Source organism: Nonomuraea rhizosphaerae (assembly GCF_019396405.1).
In the GTDB taxonomy this organism is placed as follows: domain Bacteria; phylum Actinomycetota; class Actinomycetes; order Streptosporangiales; family Streptosporangiaceae; genus Nonomuraea; species Nonomuraea rhizosphaerae.
Genome location: NZ_JAHKRL010000284.1, coordinates 1 through 17,412, shown reverse-complemented (window position 1 = coordinate 17,412; position 17,412 = coordinate 1). Strand labels below are relative to the sequence as shown.

Genomic DNA, 17,412 nt, shown 5'->3' with positions numbered 1-17,412 from the left:
GCTGGCCGAGGCCGCCGGCTCGTACGCGGAGGCGCGGCACGCCGCCGAGGTGGCCGCCCGGGTGCCGGGGCTGGGCAGGTCGGCGGAGTGGGCGCGGCTCGGGGTGTACCGGATGCTCACCCACCTGCCGCACCACGAGCTGCATCCCGGCCTGGCCGAGCTGCTCGGCGACGACCAGCACCTGGCGCTGCTGGAGACGCTGGAGACCTACCTCGACCTGGCGGGCAGCGCGGTGGCGGCGTCGCGGGCGCTGCGGCTGCACCGCACGTCCCTGTACTACCGGCTGCAGCGGGTGGAGGAGCTGGCGCGTACGGACCTGAAGGACGGCGGCGAGCGGCTGGCCCTGCATCTCAGCCTCAAGCTCGCCCGGCTGTCGGGCCGCTACCGTCCCAGGTCCGGAGGCTGACCGGACACCCGCGCCGGCTCGTTGCGCAGGTGGCCGGGCTCACGTTTAATGCCGGGAGGGGAAGATCCGACGGGAGCTCTGATGCCCTCCGCGAAGCGTGCCGCACAACAGTTCAAGCCGACTCTGCGCGGGCGCGCGCCCGAACCCATAGTCCTCCATTCGGCCCCGCTGGTGCTGCCGATGTGCGCCGATCCGCTGCGCGGCGCCGCCGTCGCCGTGCGCGGCGACCGCGTCCTGCAGGTCGGGCCCCGGGAGGACCTGCTGGCCTACTTCCCCGTCACCCGGGAGCACCGCTGGCCGGGGATGATCGTGGCCGGGCTGGTGGACGCCTGCTCCGCCGCCGCTCCCTCGCCGCCGGGCGTCACGGCGCGGGCGGGGCTGGTCGCCGATCCGGCCGAGCCCGCGCGGCTGCCGGGGGTGTCGTACGTGGAGGTGTCGTACGAGTCCGAGCACGTCTGGGAGACGACCGGGCGTGACGCGGTCATCACGGCGATCCGCGAGGTGGACCGCCCCCGTACGGTGGGCATCGCCGCGTACACGCCGGACCCGCAGGTCCTGGAGGACGTGGCGGTGCTGGCCAGGACGTTCGGGCTGCGGCTGATGGCCGACCTGGACCGGCACTCCCCCGCGGCGCTGGACGAGGCGGGCGTGCTGGGCCCGCACTGCCACGTGACCTGCGGGCGCCCGCTCGACCCCGGGGAGCGCAAGCTGCTGCGGCTGCGGCAGAGCGTGGTCGCGCTGTGCCCGTCGCCGCCGCATCCCGACGGCTCGCTCGCGCTGCTGGACGAGAGCGACCACGTCGCCCTGGCGACCCGCCCCTCCACCGGGGACGGCCCCCGGGCCGGGGATCCGGGCGACCTGCTCGGCCTCGCGCGCACGATCAGGCGGCACGCCAAGGAGCGCGGCCACAGGACCAAGGGCCTGGACCGCAAGCTGGTCGAGGCCGCCACGCTGGGCGGGGCGCGGGCGCTGGGCATGGCGAGCGGGCCGGGGCGGGTCGGGTCGCTCGGGCCGGGGAGCCGGGCCGACTTCGCGGTGTTCGACGCCAGGGGCCGCTACCCGTACGCGGCCCTGCTGAGCGGCCCCCGCTGCCTGGCCACGGTGATCGGCGGCAGGATCACCTCACCGGGCTAGTGGACCTGGCGGTCCACCGCGCCGAGCAGCTCCCTGAGCTGGTCGCGCTGGTCGGCCGTCAGCACCGCGAACAGGTCCTGGCCCGCCTCCCTGCGCGCCTCCCGCGACCGCTCGTGCATCTCGCGGCCGGCGTCGGTCAGCACGAGCAGGGTGGAGCGCCGGTTGGCCGGATCGACCTCCCTGCGGACCAGCCCGGCCTCCTCCAGCGCGTCGATGACCGGCGTCACCGAGCGGGGCACGATGCGCAGCGCGTCGGCGAGCTGCACCATCCTGAGCGGCCGGTCGGCCTCGGCGAGCGCGCGCAGGGCCCTCGCCTGCCCGGGGCTGACGCCCATGGGGATGAGCCGGTGGGCGTACCCGTGCCGCAGGCGGCGGCTCACCCTGTGCAGGAGCTCCGACAGCTCCACCTCTTCCATCCGGCCAGCTTATCGAGGGAACAAATATGAGTTAACCTCTGTTTGAGTGAACATCTGAAAAGGAGTCCTATTGACCGAGGAACCACGCGCGCCGTTGCGGCGCATCATCAAGCTGTTCCGCGCCTACCGGGCCAGGCTCGCCGTGGTCGGGGCGCTCATCCTGCTGTCGTCGCTGGTGTCGCTGGCCTCGCCGTTCCTGCTGCGCGAGGTGCTGGACGTGGCCATCCCGTCCCGCGACGCCATGCTGCTCACCCTGCTCGCGCTGGGCATGATCGCGGTCGCGGTGACCACCAGCGTGTTCGACGTGCTGCAGACGCTGGTGTCCACGACGGTCGGCCAGCGGGTCATGCACGACCTGCGCACCTCCGTCTACGCCCACCTCCAGCGTATGTCGCTGGCCTTCTTCACCCGCACCAAGACGGGCGAGGTGCAGTCGCGCATCGCCAACGACATCGGCGGCATGCAGTCGGTGGTCACCTCCACCGCCACGTCGCTGATCTCCAACCTCACCACGGTGATCGCCACGATCGTGGCCATGCTGGCGCTCGACTGGCGGCTGACCGTCGTCTCGCTCCTGCTGCTGCCGGTGTTCGTGTGGATCAGCCGCAAGGTGGGCTCCGAACGGCAGCGCATCACCGCCGAACGCCAGCGCAAGCTGGCCGTGATCTCCTCGATGGTGCAGGAGTCGCTGTCGATCAGCGGGATCCTGCTGGGCCGTACGATGGGCCGCTCCCCCGAGCTGACCGAGCGCTTCGCCAAGTCCTCCGACGAGCTGGCCGAGCTGGGCGTGCGGGCGAGCATGTCCGGACGCTGGCGGCAGTCGTCGATCCAGATCATCATGGCCGCGATGCCGGCCCTGGTCTACTGGGCGGTCGGCTACACGGGCGTGATCTCCGTCGGGACGCTGGTGGCGTTCACGACGTTGCAGGTCAGCCTGTTCCGGCCGGCGGTGTCGCTGCTGCGGCTGGGCGTGGAGGTGCAGAGCTCGCTGGCGCTGTTCGGGCGCATCTTCGAGTACCTCGACCTGAAGGTCGACATCCACCCGGGCACGCGGACGCTGAGCGGCGTGCGCGGCGAGGTCCGCTACGAGCACGTCGACTTCTCCTACGACGGCCCGGACGACCCGGACGACCCGGACGACCCGGACTCCGACGATTCCGGCGGGGCGCCCACGCTGTCCGGCGTGGACATCACCGTCCCGGCGGGCACCAGCCTGGCCGTCGTCGGCGAGACCGGCTCCGGCAAGACCACGCTCAGCTACCTGCTGCCGCGCCTGTACGACGTCAGCGGCGGCCGGGTGACCATCGACGGCGTGGACGTACGCGAGCTGACCTTCGAGGCGCTGGCCGAGACGGTCGGCGTGGTCTCGCAGGAGACCTACCTCTTCCACGCCACGATCGCGGAGAACCTGCGCTTCGCCCGCCCCTCGGCCACCGACGAGGAGCTGGAGGCGGCGGCCAGGGCGGCGCACATCCACGACCACATCGCCTCGCTGCCCGACGGTTACGAGACGCTGGTGGGCGAGCGCGGCTACCGCTTCTCCGGCGGTGAGAAGCAGCGGCTGGCCATCGCCCGCACCCTGCTGCGCAACCCTCCGGTGCTGGTGCTCGACGAGGCCACCAGCGCCCTGGACACGCAGACCGAGCGCGCCGTCCAGGAGGCCCTGGACACGCTGGCGGAGGGCCGTACCACGATCATGATCGCGCACCGCCTCTCGACCGTCCGCGACGCCGACCAGATCGTCGTCCTGGACCACGGCCGGGTCGTCGAGCGCGGCACCCACGACACGCTGATGTCGCTCGACGGCCACTACGCGGCGCTGGTGAGCCGCGACCGTCCGCTGGAACCCGTCTGACGCGTTGATCGATCTTCTGCCCGGTGCCATATTCGCCTTCATAGGAGCCCCCGTGCCCGGAGGTGCCGGATGGAGCGCGACAGCGCCTTCCCCGCGGGCACCTTCCTGCACTACCTGCCCGCCGCGGACAGGGAGCGCCTGCTGGCGCTGGGCGCCGAGGCCCGCTACCCGGCCGGCCGCACGCTGATCCGCCAGGGCGAGCGCCACGGGCCCGTCTTCGTGCTCCTGAGCGGCGTCACCAAGGTGACCGCCCAGGTGGAGAACGGCTCGGAGGCGCTGCTGGCGGTGCGCGTCGGCGGCGACGTGGTGGGCGACATGGCGCCGCTCACCGACAGCCCCCGCTCGGCCAGCGTGGTGACCTGCGGCGAGTGCCGCGTCTCGGTCGTCAGGGCGCCGGTCTTCCTCGACTTCGTCGCCCGCTCGGGGCCCGCCGGGCTGGCGATGACCCAGTTCGTGGTCGAGCGGCTGCGCTGGGCCAACCAGCGCAGGATCGACCTGGCCGGGTACGAGGCGGCGATCTGCCTGGCCAGGCTGCTGCTGACGCTGTCGGAGCGGCACGGCCGCACGACGCCGGACGGCCTGGACATCGGCGTGCCGCTCACCCAGGCCGAGCTGGGCACCCTCATCGGCGTCAGGGAGGCCACCGTGCACAAGACCCTGCGCGACCTGGAACGCCGCGGCCTGGTCAGGCGCGGGCTCAAACGGGTCCTGATCATGGACCTCCCGGGCCTGATCACGTACGCGGAAATGACCGATGAACCCGGATAAATCCGGGGACGGGGGTCCCCGGCCAAGCCATCGTTGGAGCCTGCCGAGAAGGGGGAAGCGGATGGACGAGCAGAGGATGCTGCTGGGCACCGACATCGAGGACTACAGCTCGCGGAACCGGGCCGACCAGGCCAGGCTCCAGCTCGCGCTGGTCGAGGCGGTGGAGCGCGCGGCCACGGAGACCGGGCTCGCGCTGCCCGCCTGGGAGCGGCAGCCGCAGGGGGACGGCGAGTTCGCGGTCCTGCCGCCGGGCGTGCGCCGCGAGAGCGTGGTGGGGGCGTTCGTCGAGGCGCTGGCCATGGCGGTGGACGAGGCCCAGACGGCCAGGCTGCGGATGCGGGTGCGGCTGTCCGTCCATGAGGGCCCGGTGCGGCAGGGCGCCAACGGCGTCCCCGGCGACCACGCGGTGGCGGTCGGGCGGCTGGTCGGCGCCGAGCCGCTGCGCCAGGCCATGGACGCCTGCCCCGAGGCGCTCCTGGGCGTGATCGTCTCCCAGCGGGTCTACGAGGACTGCGTCGGCCAGGGCGAGCGCGGCAGCCCTCCGCGTGACCGGTTCAAGGAGGTCCAGGTGGCGGCCAAGAAGCAGCGCTACACCGCCTATATCCACCTTCCCGGCCACAACGTGCACGCGCTGGAGCTGCCCGAGCCGTCCGAGCCGCCCGCGACGCCTCTCACGCAGGGGCCCGTGTTCAACGTGAGTGGCACGGGCGCGAACGTCGCCCACGGCGACCAGACGATCAGGCAGAAGTTCGGGCGATGAGCGAGGAAGAGGGCCTGGAGCAGCCGCGCGAGCAGCCCGGGGAGACGCCGCCCGAGCCCGTCCCGCCCGAACCCGCTCAGCAGCGGAGCGCCGCCGAGGACGCCCCGGAGGACGTCGCCGAGGACATCGCTGGTGACGCCGCCGAGGACGCCGCTGAGGAGGAGCGTCCCGCCGAGGAGCCGGAGGAGACCGACGGGCGGCCGCCCGAGGAGCGCGGGCTGGAGGAGGAGCGCAACCGCCGCTTCCGCCTGGAGGGCCTCGCGGTGGCCTACGACGTCGCCGGCACCGGGGCGAACGTCGCCCACGGCGACCAGACCGTCCACCAGCACTTCGGCGACCGGCACTTCGGCGAGCGGGCCAGGACCGCCCGGCTCGTCACGCTGCTGACGCCCGCGCACGTGGACGGGATCCGCCGCCTGACCGTGCCCACCCGCTCGCGCAGGACGCTGGCCGAGCGGCTGATGAACAACGACGTCGTGGTGCTGTGCGGGCCGAGGCGGAGCGGCCGGGCCACGACGGCCCTCGCGGCGCTGCTCGACTGGGCGGGCGAGCCGGGCAGATCGCCGCTCGGCACCCTGAACACCGCCAGGGACCTGAGCGAGCTGACCGCCGCGGACCTGGCGGGGGCCAGAGGCTACCTGCTCGACGACACCGCCGACGGGCCGGATCTGGGCCGGCTCATCCCTCAGTTGCGCGAGGTGGCGTTCACCGCCAAGTGCCGCATCGTCGTGCTCACGCGGTCCAGCGGCGCGACCGGCCACGTGGAGGTGGAGCACGACCCGCCGCCGGTCGGGGCGGTGTTCGCGGCGTGGCTGCGGGACGAGCTGGGCTCGCCCGAACGGGTGGACGAGCTTGGGCTGCGCGAGCACCCGCCGCGGCTCACGGAGCAGTTGGACGGCTGCTCGCCGGGGAGGGCCAGATGGCTGGCGGCGCGGATAGCCGAGGAGCGGCGGCGCGGCGTGCCGCTCGACAAGGTGCTCGAATCGCTGGACCGGCCCTCCCGCGAGCGGCTGAGCGAGGCGCTCGGGCCGGGCGCGAACTCGCTGAGCCGCTGCTTCCTGCTCAGCAGTGGCGTGCTCCACGGGCTGAGCGAGGCCACCGTGTCACAGGCGGCGCTGCGGCTCGACGCGCTGATCAGGGAGCAGGTGCACGAGCAGCGGCGGCCCCGGCTCCGCGTGTGGGACTCGCTGGAGACGTGGCTGCACTACGACGGGGTCAGGACCGAGCCCTCCAGCGCGCCGGGCGACGCGCAGCGCATCTGGCTGCGCCCGGACGCGAAGCCGCTGGTGCTGCAGGTGGCGTGGGCCAAGCAGCCCGCGCTGCGCGAGCTGCTGTACGAGTGGCTGCGCGAGCTGACCGCGAGCGGGGAGCAGCGGGTGGCCATCAGGGCCGCCCAGGCGGTGGCGCAGCTGGCGGCCTGCGACTTCGCGACGGCCAAGGCCGAGTTCCTGGACCCCTGGACGGGCACCGTGCACGGCCGCAGGATGGCCAGGTGCGCGCTGGAGGCGGCCTTCGTCAACCCGGACCTCGCCGGCCGGGTCCATCAGCTGCTCGACGACTGGTCGAAGGGCAACTACCAGCACCGGCTGGCCGTCGCGGCCGTCTACGGGTCGCGGATCGGCATCCAGGCGGTCGGCCGCGCGCTGGAGACGTTCCATGAGATCGCCTCCCACTCCACCAGCAGGGGACTGCACGAGACGGTCGCCGACGCGGTGACGGAGGTCTACACGGCCGAGACCGCGGACGAGGTCCTGGAGACGCTCGCGAGATGGGCGGGCGACAAGAACGTGTGGGTCAGGCAGACCGCCGCGCTCGCCCTGATCTGGCTGGCCTACCTGCCCGAGGGCCGTCCCGCGCTGATGGAGAGCGACCGGGTCGCCGCCCTCGGCACGCTGTGGGGCAACGCGCTGCTGTGGGCGCACGACAGGCGCAAGGACGGCAGGTACCGGGCCGCGACGGCCGCCGTCTGGCAGTTGCTGACCAGGTGGGCCGCCTGCCCGCAGGTGATCCGGGAGACGTTCGGGCTGGTGGGCGGGCGGCATCCGGAGCTCGACAAGGCGCTCGCCTTCCAGCTCAGGTTCTGGCTGGCGCGGGGCGTCGTCACCGCTGAGGAACGCGTGGCCCTGCACGGGCTGCTGAGGCAAGGAGAGCGCCGATGACGTGGCTCATCAACCGCATCGTGCCCGCCCCGGAGAGCCGGGAGGCGGGCGACAGGACGACGGCCGAGTACGAGACCCCGGCCATGGGCGACGCGTTCGGCTTCCTGGTCCGGGTGCGCTGCACCCAGCAGACCGGCGCGAGGCGGCAGGAGAAGGCGTCTGGGCGGGGGTCGAGGAGGAGCGCCAGGCCGCGCAGGAGCTGATCCACACGGTGGTGCGGGAGGTGTGCCGCAGGCATTCGCCGTTCAGCCCGGGCACGGCCGAGCGGGAGGCGAACCAGGCCCTGGAGGCCGCGTTCATCAACCACGCGACGCTGAAGCGGCGCTGGGTCGCGCGGGTGGAGGTGAGCCTGACCAAGGAGGCGCGCGATCTCGAACGTGAGAACGTCGTCAGGCAGCACGCCATCACCGCGAACGCCAAGGCGGTGGCGATGCGGCTGCGGGCGCTCGACGACCTCAGGCGGCAGGCCGAGACGTTCCTGGCCGGGCTGAACACGAGCTGGGCCTCCCGCTACGCCGTCAAGCTGGCCCAGCAGCCCGAGCTGGCCGCCGAGGTGGTGCACCGCATGCTGGAGGACCGCAGGCAGGACGCCGAGCACCTGGTCGACACGGTTCAGCGGATGGTGGAGGCGCACCAGACCGCCAACATCTACGACCTGGTGATCTCCAGCGAGGGAGCCCTGCGCCAGGCGCTCGAACAGCTCGGCGTGGCGCTGCCGCCGCTCGACCCCGACCCCTTGTTCACCCCCGCCGACATCCCCCGCTGAGACCTAGAGTTTGTCCGGTTCGTGAACGTAAGCTCCGCAACGTGCAGAACACCAGATATGCCCCCAATGGAATGGTGTGCAGCGTCGACCACCTCGCCTCCTCCGCCGGGGTGGCGGCGCTCGACCGCGGCGGGTCGGCCGCCGACGCGGCCATCGCCGCCAACGCCGTCCTGGCCGTCACCGCGCCGCACATGTGCGGGCTGGGCGGCGACCTGTTCGCCCTGGTCCACGACGGTTCCGGCGCGGTGGCCGCGCTCAACGCCTCCGGCCGGGCGGGCTCGGGCGCCGACCCGGACCGGCTGCGCGCCGAGGGGCACCGGGGCATGCCGCACCAGCACGACATCCGCTCCGTGCCGGTGCCCGGCTGCGTGGACGGCTGGCTCGCGCTGCATGCCAGGTACGGCCGGCTCCCCCTCGCCGACCTGCTGCGACCGGCGATCGGGCTGGCCCGCGACGGGTTCCCCGCCTCGCCGCTGATGCTGCCGGGCGCGCGCCTGGCCGCCCAGCGTCCTGGGGGCGGCGACTACACGGCCGTACGCACGGTGGGCGACCGCATGGCCAGGCCCGGCCTCGCCCGTACGCTCGAGTCCGTCGCCGCGGCCGGGCGTGACGGCTTCTACCTGGGCGAGTTCGGCGAGGGCCTGATCGAGCTGGGCGACGGCGAGTACACCCGGTCCGACCTGGCGAGCCCGCTGGCCGACTGGGCCGAGCCGCTGAGGGTGCGCGCGTTCGGCCACGACGTGTGGTCGATCCCGCCGAACTCCCAGGGCTACCTCCTGCTGCTGTCGCTCGGCATCGCCGACGGCCTGGACCTGCCGATCTCGCCGCGCCACCCCGCCTGGGCGCACCTGCTGGCCGAGGCCGCCCGCGCCGCCGGGCACGACCGGCTCGACGTGCTGCACGAGGGCGCGAAGGACGTGCTCACCGACGACGAGATCACGCGCCGGCGGGCCATGGTCGATCCCGCCGCGCGGCTGCGCGTGCGCGTCCCCTCCGCCGACGGCGACACCACCTATCTGTGCGCGGTGGACGGCGACGGCATGGGCGTGTCGCTGATCCAGTCGAACGCGGCCGGGTTCGGCAGCATGCTCTTCGAGCCGCGTACCGGGATCAACCTCCACAACCGCGGCATCGGCTTCTCCCTCAGGCCCGGCCACCCCGCCGAGTACGGCCCCGGCCGCCGCCCGCCCCACACGCTCGCGCCCGCGCTGATCACCCGCCCGGACGGCTCGCTGCGCTCGGTCGTCGGCACGATGGGCGGCGACGCGCAGCCGCAGATCCTGCTCCAGGTCATCACCAGGCTGCTGAAGTACGGCGAGTCGCCCGGCAAGTCCGTGTCCAGGCCGCGGTGGCGGCTGAGCCCCGGCGACACCGGGTTCGACACCTGGGCCGCGCCCGAGGACCCGCTCGTCGAGCTGGAGGAGGGCGCCACCTGGTCCGACGGCCTGACGGCGCTCGGCCACCGGGTGGCGGCGCAGCCGTACGGGAGCGCGTTCGGGCACGCCCACCTCATCGACGTGCGCCCGGACGGGATGCTGGCCGGGGCGGCCGACCCGCGCTCGATCATCGGGGCGGCCATCGGGAGGTAAGGGTGTGCCGGAGGGCAGGATTCGGGCGCGTCCGCTGGGTAAGGGAGCGCGTATGAGCGAACAGCCTCCGGACCGGTACGGCATGGCCGACGAGCAGAAGACCGAGGTCGACGAGTGGACCGACGACCTCGGCATGAACCACGAGATCAGGGAGGACGACCCCGCGTACGAGGCGACGCTCGACGAGCGGCTGCGCGCCGAGCTGCCCGACCGGGAGAAGGCGCGACGTCCGGGACACCGGCTGACCCAGCCCGACGAGGGGCTTGAGCCGGACGTCGAGAGCGAGGAGATCGGCGAGGACCAGGGGATGGACGACAACGACCTGTCCGCCGAGGAGCGGGCGGTCCGCATCGACCCCGACGACCGGCTGTGACGAGCCACCCGCCACCGCCGTAGGGGGATCGACCGCCACAGGCCGGGCGATCCTGGCGGGCGTCTCAGACCCGGGCGATCCCGCCAGGCCTCCCCGCGACGGGTGGACCGGATCAGCTCAGACGTTCCAGGGCGGGCAGCAGGGCGTGGAGGTCGTCGACGATCACGTCGGCGGCCCGCGCCTGCGGCCGTTCGGCGTGCAGGTACCCCCAGGGCCCCCGGCGCAGCAGCGCGGTCCGCATGCCCGCCCGCCCGGCCGGCAGCACGTCGTTGTCGAGCCGGTCGCCCACGTACAGGATCTCGCCGGGCGCCCGCCCGGCGATCGCGGCCACCTTGGCGAAGAACTCGGGCGCCGGCTTCTGCAGGCCCCACCCGTCGGAGGTGTGCACCGAGTCGACCGGCAGATCCATCGCCACCAGCGCGTCATAGGCCCGGGTGGGCTGGTTGCCCGCCACGATCACCTGGTACCCGGCCCGCCGGAGCGCCGCCAGCGCCTCCCGGACGTCGGGGTAGAGGTCGTCGGCGTCGAAGTGGTTGCGCAGGCTGTCAGGCTCGTCACGTTCCCAGGCGGCGACCTCGGCCTCGACGTCGAAGCCGGGGCGGACGAGCCGGAAGGCGTCGCTGTGGGGACGGTCGAGCGCGGCCATCCCGCCGAGCGCGCCCATCAGCACGAACCTGCTCACCCCGAGACGGTCGGCCCACCGCGACCAGATGCGGGTCTCGTCGATGAGCGTCTCGCCGACGTCGAACACCACGGCCTTGACCATCAGCCCTCCCAGACAAGTCTCCCCAACTGTACTGATTCACCTCAGTTCACCTCCGGGCGGCGGCCGTTCGAGCCGAGGTGATCAAGAGAAATCTCATCTTGAGCCCGGCCGGCGCCCCTCAGCACGCCCGTTGCGCGATGCGTCTCGATCGGGCCCTCACTCCCGTCATGGACGAGCATGACTGGGAGGGCTGGATCAGCGACGTGGACCTCGACACGTCGATCTTCAAGGGGTGAGCTTCTCCATCGCCTTGGCGATGCGCTTCTCCGACACCGGGGTGGGCGTGCCCAGCGTCTGGGCGAAGAAGCTGACCCGCAGCTCCTCGATCATCCACCGGATCTCCACCACGTCCGGGTCCGTGCGCCGCGCCGGATGCAGCCGGGCCAGCACGTCCTCGTAGGCGTCCTCCACCTTGTGCACCCGGTCCATCCACTCCTGGTCCCGCCACGGCTCCTCGGGCAGCTTGGTCAGGCGGCGTTCGATGGCCCGCAGGTAGCGCAGCACGTCGGGCAGCCGCCGCGAGCCCGTCGCCGTCGCGAAGCCCGCGTACACGAGCTTGCCGAGTTGGTCGCGGATGTCGGAGGTGGCCGCGCTCGCCCGCGTCGAGTCCAGCCGGCCGCCGATCGTGTGCCAGACGGTGAGGATCTGTTCCACCCGGCCGAGGACGTCGGCCGAGGTGTCGTGCAGGTGGGCCCGCACGTGCTGGTAGAGGCGGTCGTACGAGACCGGGTCCCAGGCGGGGCCGCCCACGTCGAGCATGAGTTTGTCCACGGCCGTGTTCACCACGTCGTCGAACAGCGCGACCGCGCCCCCGTGGGGGCTGCGTGACAGCGCCAGCTTCGCCTGGTTGGAGAGCCTGCCCAGCAGCGACTTGGCGGGGTTGGTGACGTTGAGCAGGAGCAGGCGGCGGGTGCCGGGCCAGTGGGAGCGGCGTTGCTCCAGCTCGGTCTCGAAGATCTTGACGGAGACGGAGTCGCCGTCGTCCACGAGCGCCGGGTAGCCCTTCATGCGGCCCTGCTCGAACACCTTGGGCAGGGTGCCGAAGCTCCAGGTGTGCAGGCCCGACTGCTCCAGGTCGTCGCCGGCGGCCGAGAGCGTCTTGCGCAGGCGCGGCGCCAGGCGGCGTTTGAGCGCGTCGAGGTCCTTGTCCTCGGCGACCGTGCGCTTGCGCTCGTCGATCACCCGGTAGGTGATGCGCAGGTGGTCGGGCACCTGGTCGAGCTGCCAGGCGTCGTGCGGCACGCGTACGCCGGTCAGCCGCAGCAGCTCCCGCTCCACGGCCTCCAGCAGCGGCTCGCCGCCCTGGCGCACGCCCTGAAGGACCTGCTTGGCGTAGTTGGGGGCGGGCACGAAGTTGCGGCGCAGGTGCTTGGGCAGCGACCGGATCAGGGCGGTGATCAGCTCCTCGCGCAGGCCGGGGATCTGCCAGTCGAAGCCGTCGGAGTTGACCTGGTTGAGCACCTGCAGCGGCACGTGCACGGTGACGCCGTCGGCGTCGGCGCCCGGCTCGAACTGGTAGGTCAGCCTCATCCGCTGGCCGAGCTGCCGCCAGTTGTCGGGGTAGTCGCGGGTGCTGACGTCGGCGCCCTCGTTGACCAGCATCTCCGGCGAGTACGTCAGCAGGTCGGGCGTGGCGGCCCGGGCCTGCTTCCACCAGGAGTCGAAGTGGCGGGCCGAGACCACCTCGGCGGGCACCCGCTGGTCGTAGAAGTCGAACAGGGCCTCGTCGTCGACCATGATGTCGCGGCGGCGGGCCCGGTTCTCCAGCTCCTCGACCTCTTCGAGCAGCCGCCGGTTGTCCTGGAGGAAGCGGTGGTGGCTGTCCCAGTCGCCCTCGACGAGCGCGTGCCTGATGAACAGCTCGCGGGACAGGTCGGCGTCGATCCGGCCGTAGTTGACCTTGCGGCCGGTGACCAGCGGCACGCCGTACAGGGTGACCTTCTCCAGCGCGATGACCGCGCCCTGGTTCTTCTCCCAGTGGGGCTCGGAGTAGGTCCGTTTGACCAGGTGCTGGGCGAGCGGCTCGACCCAGTCGGGCTCGATCCTGGCGTTGACGCGGGCCCACAGCCGTGAGGTCTCGACCAGTTCGGCGGACATGACCCACTGGGGCTGCTTCTTGGCCAGCGCCGAGCCGGGGAAGATGGCGAAGCGGGCGTTGCGGGCGCCCAGGTACTCCTGGATGGGGCGGCGGCCGTCGGGGGCGCGCTTCTCCATGACGTCCTTGACGCCGATGTGCGACAGCAGCCCGACCAGGAGCGAGGCGTGCACCTGGCGCGGGTCGGCCGTCGCGCTGCCCACCTGGGCGCCGAGGGTCTGGCGGATCTGGCTGTAGATGTCCTGCCACTCGCGTACGCGCAGGTAGTTGAGGAACTCCGACTTGCACAGGCGGCGGAAGGCGCTGGAGGACAGCTCTTTCTGTTTCTCGCGCAGGTAGTTCCACAGGTTGAGGTAGGACAGGAAGTCGGACTCGGGGTCGGCGAAGCGGCGGTGCTTCTCGTCGGCCTGCTGCTGTTTGTCCGAGGGCCGTTCGCGCGGGTCCTGGATGGACAGGGCGGCGGTGATCACCATGACCTCGCGCAGGCAGCCGTTCTTCTCGGCCTCCAGCACCATGCGGCCCAGGCGCGGGTCCACCGGCAGCCCGGCCAGCTTGCGGCCGATGGAGGTCAGGTTGTTCTGGGCGTCGAACGCGCCCAGCTCGTGCAGCAGGCTGACGCCGTCGCGCACCTGGCGCCGGTCGGGTGGCTCGACGAACGGGAACGCCTCGATGTCGCCCAGGCCGATGGAGGTCATCTGCAGGATGACGGAGGCCAGGTTCGTGCGCAGGATCTCCGGGTCGGTGAACTCCGGCCGGTTGAGGAAGTCCTCTTCCTCGTACAGCCGGACGCAGATGCCGTCGGAGGTACGGCCGGAGCGCCCCTTGCGCTGGTTGGCGCTGGCCTGCGAGATAGCCTCGATGGGCAGGCGCTGCACCTTGGTGCGGTGGCTGTAGCGGGAGATCCGGGCGAAGCCGGGGTCGACCACGTACTTGATGCCGGGGACCGTCAGCGAGGTCTCGGCCACGTTGGTGGCCAGGACGACGCGGCGGCCGGTGTGGCGCTGGAACACCCGGTGCTGCTCGGCGGCGCTGAGCCGGGCGTACAGCGGCAGGATCTCGGTGTTGCGGAAGTCGGCCTTGTCGAGGGCCTCGGCGGCGTCGCGGATCTCCCGCTCGCCCGACAGGAACACCAGGATGTCGCCCGGCCCCTCGCCGACCAGCTCGCGGCAGGCGTCGACGATGCCCTGCGTCTGGTCGTCGTCCTCGTCCAGCGGCCGGTAGCGGACCTCGACCGGGTAGGTGCGGCCGGACACCTCGATGATCGGCGCGTCGTCGAAGTGGCGGGAGAACCGTTCGGGGTCGATCGTGGCGCTGGTGATGATGACCTTGAGGTCGGGCCGCCTGGGCAGGAGCTGCTTGACGTAGCCGAGGATGAAGTCGATGTTGAGGCTGCGCTCGTGGGCCTCGTCGATGATCAGCGTGTCGTACTGGTCGAGTTGCCGGTCGTTCTGCAGCTCGGCCAGCAGGATGCCGTCGGTCATCAGCTTGACCAGGGTGCGCTCGCTCGCCTGGTCGGTGAAGCGCACCTTGTAGCCGACCACCTGGCCCAGCTCGGTGCCCAGTTCCTCGGCGATGCGCTCGGCGACCGTGCGGGCGGCGATGCGGCGCGGCTGGGTGTGACCGATCAGGCCCCTGACGCCGCGGCCCAGCTCCAGGCAGATCTTGGGGATCTGGGTGGTCTTGCCGGAGCCGGTCTCGCCGGCGATGATCACGACCTGGTGGTCGCGGATCGCGGCCAGGATGTCGTCCTTGCGCTGGGAGACCGGGAGCTGTTCCGGGTAGGTGACCACCGGCACGGCCTCGCGGCGGCGGGCCAGGCGCCGCTCGGCACGCTCCACGTCGGCCAGGATCTCCGCGGTGATCTTCTCGCGGGCCTCGCGGGAGCGCACCCGGCGCACGCCGTCGAGCCTGCGCCGCAGCCGCCGCTGGTCGCGCGGCATCAGCTCGGGCAGGCGTGACTGGAGCTCGGTCAATGGAGAGGACAACGCAGGAGTTCCCATACTGCTATCAGGATATTTGAGCCCCGCGTCCCCGGAGCCAACCGCCCCATGCTGCCTGACCGGCCGCCCCTCGCGCATCCGAATATCGGCCGGGCCCGCCGCCCGCTCAAGGGCTCTCGTTCTGACCGTGGCCGTCCAGGACGGGCCCACTCTCCCCAGAGTTGTCGTCGTGGACGGCCACGGTCATAGATGAGACTCCTGAGGAGCCCATCAGGTTGCGTCGGCGGCCAGAAATTCTTGATCACACATCCGGCCGCACGCAGGCGCAGGCCGCCCCCACGATACCGGCCTCGTTCTGCAGGCCGGCGGGGACGACGGGGGTCTCCGTCTTCACGTGCGGCAGGAACTTGTCCGCCTTCTTGCTCACCCCTCCCCCGAGGATGAACAGCGACGGCGAGAACAGCATCTCGACGTGCCGCAGGTACTCCTCCACCCGGTCCGCCCACTTCTCCCAGCTGAGGTCGTGCTCCTCGCGGGCGCGGTCGGAGGCGCGCTCCTCGGCGTCCTTGCCGTGGAGGATCAGGTGCCCCAGCTCGGTGTTGGGGACCAGGAGGCCGTTGACGAAGAGGGCGCTGCCGATGCCGGTGCCGAACGTCAGCATGATCACGGTTCCGGAGCGGCCGCGCCCCTCGCCGAAGGTCATCTCGGCCGTGCCGGCCGCGTCGGCGTCGTTCAGGACGGTGGCGCCGCCGAAGAGACGGGCGGCGTCCACGCCGATCCACGAGTGGTGGACGTTCGCGGCGGTCCGGACGACACCGTCGACGACCACCCCGGGGAACGTGACGCCCACGGGGCCGCTCCACGAGAAGTGCTTGACGATCTCCGCGACGACCTCGGCGACGCCGTCGGGCTTGGCGGGTTGAGGGGTGGGGATGCGCAGGCGCTCCTGGGTGAGCTCGCCCGACTCTGTGTCGACGGGCGCGCCCTTGATGCCGGATCCGCCGATGTCGATGCCCAAAACGTTCATGTGCTTCCACTCCCCAGGAATTGGCGAATCTGACGTCCGGCGGGAATATTTCTGGCCGTTACTGAACCGCACTTGCGTCGCCCGCGTATCTCGCGTCACAAGCACTAACAAGGAGGCACGGATGCGGTTCCGCATCATCACACTCTGCGCTGGTGCGGTCGTCCTGAGCACGACCCTCAACGCCCCCGCACAGGCAGCGACGAATACCAAGTTCGACGTTGTGAATGTCGTTTCCGACGTCCGTGGAAAGGCAGCGATCACTGATCCTAAACTGGTCAACCCCTGGGGGCTGGCCATGGGCAAGACCCTGTGGGTCTCCGCGACGGGCACTGGCACGGCCACTGTCTACTCGGGTGCCGGCAAGAAGGAAGCGACCGAGGTGGCCATCCCCGGTGGAGCTCCCACGGGCCAGGTGTTCAACAGCAGTGAGGGCTTCACCGTGAAGGGCAAGCCCGCCACCTTCATCTTCTCCAGCCCCAGCGGCGCGATCACCGGCTGGAACGCCGAGGTGGACGCGAAGAACGCGATCATCGCGGCCTTCACCCGCGGCGCCGACTACAAGGGCCTGGCCCTGGTGGAGACCGACGACGGCGACTTCCTCATGGCCGCCGACTTCGCCAACGGCAGGATCGACGCCTGGAACTCGAACTTCCAGAAGCTCAGGCTGTCGCACCGGCAGTTCAGGGACCCGCGGGTGCCCAGCAACTACCACCCGTTCAACGTGACGTTCGCCGGTGGCAGCGTCTGGGTCGCCTACGCCCTGCGCGACCCGGAGACCGGCAAGTCCATCGCCGGGTCCGGCAAGGGCTTCGTGAGCCGCTTCAACACCGAGGGCCGCCTGATCGGCCGCATCGCCCGTACCGGCCTGAACGCCCCGTGGGCGATCATCCCCGCCCCCGCCCAGTTCGGCGTGTACGCCAGGTCCGTCCTGGTCGGCAACTTCGGTGACGGCACGATCCACGCCTACCGCGGCAACCGCCACCTCGGCGCGCTGCGCGACGGCAGCGGCAGGACGATCCAGCTTCCCGGCCTGTGGGACCTGGAGCCCGGCACGGCGGCCACCGGCGGCGAGAACGCCCTGTGGTTCTCGGCCGGCATCGACAAGGCGCAGCACGGACTGGTCGGCCTGATCCGGCCCGCCGGCTCCGGCAGCCAGGCGTCCACCCCGTCCACCAACCCCACCTCCAACCCGCATTCGTCCCACTCTCCCAACCAGTCCCAATCTCCCTACGGTTACTGACGGGACCCGCTGAACGTTTCCGGCACGGCAGGCGCGAGCCGTGCCGGAAACAAGGCCTTGTTTTTGTGAGAAATATGCACGGGTTTTGCGCCGTAGGGGGCGAAGTCGGCCGGGGACC

General features: G+C 71.8%; 15 protein-coding genes. 11 read left to right on the top strand and 4 right to left on the bottom strand.

From position 1 onward, the window contains the following. Together KME77_RS14485 and KME77_RS14480 are read left to right on the top strand one after the other, a co-directional pair. The coding region (locus KME77_RS14485) for a PucR family transcriptional regulator (protein WP_219467082.1) at positions 1–406 on the top strand (406 nt) is incomplete at its 5' end. Between the two features lie 81 nt (positions 407–487). Beyond that, positions 488–1,540 (top strand): amidohydrolase family protein, encoded by a 1,053-nt coding sequence (locus KME77_RS14480; RefSeq protein ID WP_219467079.1) that lies wholly within the window; start codon positions 488–490, stop codon positions 1,538–1,540. Here the strand turns inward: KME77_RS14480 and KME77_RS14475 are convergent. Beyond that, positions 1,537–1,956 carry a MarR family winged helix-turn-helix transcriptional regulator gene (locus KME77_RS14475; RefSeq protein ID WP_219467076.1) on the bottom strand — a complete coding sequence of 140 codons (420 nt, stop codon included), beginning with the start codon at positions 1,954–1,956 and terminating at the stop codon, positions 1,537–1,539. The two genes, KME77_RS14480 and KME77_RS14475, sit on opposite strands and share 4 nt — an antisense overlap. 70 nt (positions 1,957–2,026) lie before the next feature. Between KME77_RS14475 and KME77_RS14470 the strand changes: the two genes are divergently transcribed. From KME77_RS14470 to KME77_RS14435, 8 genes are all read left to right on the top strand, one after another. Further along, positions 2,027–3,811 carry an ABC transporter ATP-binding protein gene (locus tag KME77_RS14470; RefSeq protein WP_219467073.1) on the top strand — a complete coding sequence of 595 codons (1,785 nt, stop codon included), beginning with the start codon at positions 2,027–2,029 and terminating at the stop codon, positions 3,809–3,811. 69 nt (positions 3,812–3,880) lie between these two features. Further along, positions 3,881–4,579 (top strand): Crp/Fnr family transcriptional regulator, encoded by a 699-nt coding sequence (locus KME77_RS14465; RefSeq protein WP_219467071.1) that lies wholly within the window; start codon positions 3,881–3,883, stop codon positions 4,577–4,579. A 61-nt stretch (positions 4,580–4,640) separates the two neighbouring features. Further along, a complete protein-coding gene (locus tag KME77_RS14460; protein ID WP_219467070.1) occupies positions 4,641–5,339 on the top strand; it encodes a hypothetical protein in 699 nt (232 codons plus the stop codon). Continuing rightward, positions 5,336–7,498, top strand: coding sequence for a hypothetical protein (locus KME77_RS14455; RefSeq protein ID WP_219467067.1), 2,163 nt, complete (start codon positions 5,336–5,338; stop codon positions 7,496–7,498). The genes KME77_RS14460 and KME77_RS14455 overlap by 4 nt, the downstream gene beginning before the upstream one ends. Then, entirely contained in the window at positions 7,495–7,701 is a 207-nt protein-coding gene (locus KME77_RS14450; RefSeq protein WP_219467065.1) for a hypothetical protein, read from the top strand. Before KME77_RS14455 ends, KME77_RS14450 begins: the two co-directional genes overlap by 4 nt. Positions 7,702–7,721: 20 nt before the next feature. Further along, a complete protein-coding gene (locus tag KME77_RS14445; RefSeq protein WP_219467062.1) occupies positions 7,722–8,264 on the top strand; it encodes a hypothetical protein in 543 nt (180 codons plus the stop codon). A 41-nt stretch (positions 8,265–8,305) separates the two neighbouring features. Further along, positions 8,306–9,853: a gamma-glutamyltransferase family protein gene (locus tag KME77_RS14440; protein ID WP_219467059.1), complete on the top strand. Its 1,548-nt coding sequence runs from the start codon at positions 8,306–8,308 to the stop codon at positions 9,851–9,853. Between the two features lie 52 nt (positions 9,854–9,905). Next, positions 9,906–10,226, top strand: a complete 321-nt coding sequence (locus tag KME77_RS14435) for a DUF5709 domain-containing protein (RefSeq protein WP_219467057.1) — start codon at positions 9,906–9,908, stop codon at positions 10,224–10,226. A 112-nt stretch (positions 10,227–10,338) separates the two neighbouring features. Here KME77_RS14435 and KME77_RS14430 read toward each other — a convergent pair whose 3' ends face one another. From KME77_RS14430 to ppgK, 3 genes are all read right to left on the bottom strand, one after another. Next, positions 10,339–10,992 (bottom strand): HAD family hydrolase, encoded by a 654-nt coding sequence (locus tag KME77_RS14430; protein WP_219467055.1) that lies wholly within the window; start codon positions 10,990–10,992, stop codon positions 10,339–10,341. Positions 10,993–11,217: 225 nt separating this feature from the next. Beyond that, complete coding sequence (gene hrpA, locus KME77_RS14425; RefSeq protein WP_219467053.1) at positions 11,218–15,087, bottom strand: ATP-dependent RNA helicase HrpA; 3,870 nt, start codon at positions 15,085–15,087, stop codon at positions 11,218–11,220. Between the two features lie 241 nt (positions 15,088–15,328). After that, the gene (gene ppgK / locus KME77_RS14420; RefSeq protein ID WP_219467051.1) at positions 15,329–16,054 is read right to left on the bottom strand and encodes a polyphosphate--glucose phosphotransferase; all 726 of its coding nucleotides are present in this window, start codon (positions 16,052–16,054) and stop codon (positions 15,329–15,331) included. Between ppgK and KME77_RS14415 the strand changes: the two genes are divergently transcribed. Then, positions 15,960–17,294, top strand: coding sequence for a TIGR03118 family protein (locus tag KME77_RS14415; protein ID WP_308250703.1), 1,335 nt, complete (start codon positions 15,960–15,962; stop codon positions 17,292–17,294). The two genes, ppgK and KME77_RS14415, sit on opposite strands and share 95 nt — an antisense overlap. Positions 17,295–17,412: the final 118 nt, after the last annotated feature.